Source organism: Endozoicomonas sp. SESOKO1 (genome assembly GCF_024606265.1).
Classification (GTDB): domain Bacteria; phylum Pseudomonadota; class Gammaproteobacteria; order Pseudomonadales; family Endozoicomonadaceae; genus Endozoicomonas.
The window spans coordinates 1-3,158 of sequence record NZ_JAHHPP010000384.1; the positions used below are offsets into that span (position 1 = coordinate 1).

The following is a 3,158-nucleotide window of genomic DNA, read 5'->3' on the forward strand; positions in this document are numbered from 1 at the left end:
CTATAAAACCCACCCAAACTGAATATTTAACTATAAAATCAGATAGATAAAATATGACACAAGCAAAGTAATGACTTTATCAATGTCGGGATTACCAACGTGTTCAAACAACTTAATGACGCAACCGCTGAACCTGTGGTGTGGTCAACTTACACGGCAGAAGTATTGTGGGCAGACCCTCATATTGCCAGGCAAATGCTGGCCTATCATTTAAACCCTGATATCAACGCTGCATCCAGATCGTTTGATTTTATCGATGAATCTGTCAGCTGGCTTATTTCAAGCCTTGGCCTGAATCAATCCTCAACAGTCATAGACTTTGGCTGCGGCCCGGGACTGTATACCCAGCGCCTGAAAAAACAGGGGACAGGCACTGTGGTCGGTCTTGATTTCTCTCAAAACTCCCTTGAGTATGCCAGACTGCAAGCGGAGCGGTCGGACCTGGAGATCGAATACCATCTGGGCAATTACCTGGACTACCACGATTCACGGCAGTTTGATTTGATCACCTTAGTGATGTGTGATTTCTGCGCCCTGAGTCCGTCACAACGTTCCGGGTTGCTGGGTAAGTTTAAGTCAATACTGAAACCGAATGGGGTCATTGCCCTGGATGTCTATAGCGCTACACGGTTTGAGAAACAAACCGGGGACGTGATACTGGCCAGAAACGCCATGAACGGTTTCTGGAGTGCGCAGGACTACTGGTGCATTCAGTCTACCTTCTTATATAGACCTGAACTGGTCACCCTGGACAAGTATGTCATTTATGAAGAACAAAGAGAGTGGACAGTCTATAACTGGCTGCAGCACTTTACCCTTGACATGCTGCGCAGTGAGCTTGAGCAACACGGTTTGAAAGTTCAGGCTACCTACAGTGATTTACGCGGCAGGCCCTGGGTTGATGGGGATGAAATGGCAGTGGTTATCGGTCATAAATAAGCCAGCCATTCCATATACATTCCATAAAAATAGGGGCGATGATATCGCCTCTGTTATGTATTCCGAGGACGGGTTAATCCTCAATACTGAACTCAGCAATGGTTCTCAGAGTTTCCAATGCGCCTCGAGTAGTTTCACGGGCATTGTCATTCACCGGCTGGTACCTGCGCTGATAGAGACAATTCAATGCCTGGTCATAAACAGGTCTCATTTCGTCATGAATAATTTTATGGTCCTGATAGGTCAGGTAACGGGTTTCCAGAATGATCCCTTCAGCCTCACCACCCAGTCTGCACATCGCTTCACCTGGCTCAAGCTGCTGAATACCCCGGGAAAACGTATCATAGCTGAATGAACGCCTCAGCCTATTCAAGCGCCAGTATGTCGAGTCACTCACATCATCCAATTCAACCCCATCCACCGTCAGCTTGAACTGGCCGGGCTCATTGGACATGACATTAGGATCAATCCCGGTTCCATAGAAGTTAACCTCTTTAACCACTTCATCGCCAAGATAATGCTTCATGCTTAACAACAATTGATGGTGATCATCCTTATGGTGATCATCCATGGCATTGGCAAGTGCCGACCCCAAAAGCAGGCAAAGACAGATAATTCTTGAAACCACGCTGGTTACCTCAAAGGCAGTTCATAACAACTGGCAATATAGACACATATGACGCACTTAAGTTCTGAGTTCTGGAAAAAAAATCATGTGCGGCACAATAATTGCCAAAATGAAAAAAAACTATGTTATCACCGGTAAATTTCCCAGCCAAACATTCAGATCGTAAACCGGGAATCAACAACGGTAAAAGAGTCTACCGGGATCGAAGAGGCTACAAAAAAGCCGCTTTCAAATGGAAAGCGGCTCTGGGTTACTCATACTGCTTAAACTGCGTCAAACCCGGACAGTCTCGCCCTGCTCAACGGGCCCGGACGCTTTCCCATTACGACGGGGGATACGAATGTCATCCACCATATCCTGCACCGCTTTGGGTGGTGCTTCTGTGGCATGGCAAACCACCAGGGAGACGGCAAAGTTGATCAGCATACCCAGGGTACCAATGCCTTCTGGTGAAACACCAAACCACCACTGCTCAGGAGTTCCCCCCAGGAATTTGAAGTAGATGATATAAGAAGCCGTAAACAGCAGGCCTGTCACCATACCGGCAATAGCCCCTTCACGGTTCATCCGCTTGTAGAAAATACCCAGAAGAATCGCGGGGAAGAATGAAGAAGCCGCCAGACCGAAGGCGAAGGCCACCACCGAGGCTACAAACCCTGGCGGGTAGATGCCTGCCAGACCGGCCACGCCAATAGCGGCAGCAGCAGCAATACGGGCAGCCAGCAATTCCTGCTTATCAGTAATGCCGGGCATCAGATTCCGCTTCAGCAGGTCATGGGAAATGGAGGTAGAGATGACCAGCAGCAAGCCAGCGGCGGTAGAAAGGGCCGCCGCCAGGCCTCCGGCAGCCACCAGTGCAATGACCCAGCCAGGAAGGTTGGCAATTTCAGGGTTGGCCAGCACCATAATGTCGCGATCAACGTACAGTTCATTGGCATTGCCAGTCTGGTTATTGCTGACCAGTCGCTCACCACGGTCACCCCGGGTTTCAATAAACGACGGTTTTCCTTCAATAGGAGCGCCCGGGTGATACTGAATTTTGCCATCGTCGTTTTTATCCACCCAGGCCATCAGACCAGAGTTTTCCCAGTTGGCAAACCACTCAGGCAGCTGCTCATACTCGGCTTCGGAAACGGTCTGCAACAGATTGATACGGGCAAAACTGGCCACTGCCGGCGCTGTGGTATAGAGCACAGCTATAAACAACAGCGCATAACCGGCCGATTTACGGGCGTCACGCACCGTTGGGGTGGTGAAGAAACGTACGATAACGTGGGGCAAGCCCGCAGTACCGACCATCAAAGCCATGGTGATAAAGAACACGTCAATGGTGGACTTCGAACCATCGGTATACTGGGCAAACCCCAGATTCTGAGACAAGCCGTTCAGTTTCTCCAGCACCGAAAGCCCAGTGCCTTCGACGTTACTGCCAAAGCCCAGCTGTGGGATCGGGTTGCCAGTAATCATCATGGAAATAAAGATCGCGGGCACCAGGTAAGCAAAAATCATCACACAGTATTGCGCAACCTGAGTGTAGCTGACACTCCCCGCCCTGGCGGGCGAGGGTTCTTGATCGCTCAAGAACGTTTCT

The 3,158-nt window shown here is 49.7% G+C and carries 3 protein-coding genes; 1 reads left to right on the forward strand and 2 read right to left on the reverse strand.

Translation table 11 applies throughout. The features are described 5' to 3' along the window. The first annotated feature begins 99 nt into the window (after positions 1–99). The gene (locus KDK13_RS17385; protein ID WP_257286253.1) at positions 100–939 is read left to right on the forward strand and encodes a class I SAM-dependent methyltransferase; all 840 of its coding nucleotides are present in this window, start codon (positions 100–102) and stop codon (positions 937–939) included. 73 nt (positions 940–1,012) lie between these two features. Here the strand turns inward: KDK13_RS17385 and KDK13_RS17390 are convergent, their stop codons facing one another. Together KDK13_RS17390 and KDK13_RS17395 are read right to left on the reverse strand one after the other, a co-directional pair. After that, positions 1,013–1,567: a hypothetical protein gene (locus tag KDK13_RS17390; RefSeq protein WP_257286254.1), complete on the reverse strand. Its 555-nt coding sequence runs from the start codon at positions 1,565–1,567 to the stop codon at positions 1,013–1,015. 273 nt (positions 1,568–1,840) lie between these two features. Next, a partial coding sequence (locus tag KDK13_RS17395) for a VC_2705 family sodium/solute symporter (RefSeq protein ID WP_257286255.1) occupies positions 1,841–3,158 on the reverse strand: 1,318 nt, incomplete at its 5' end.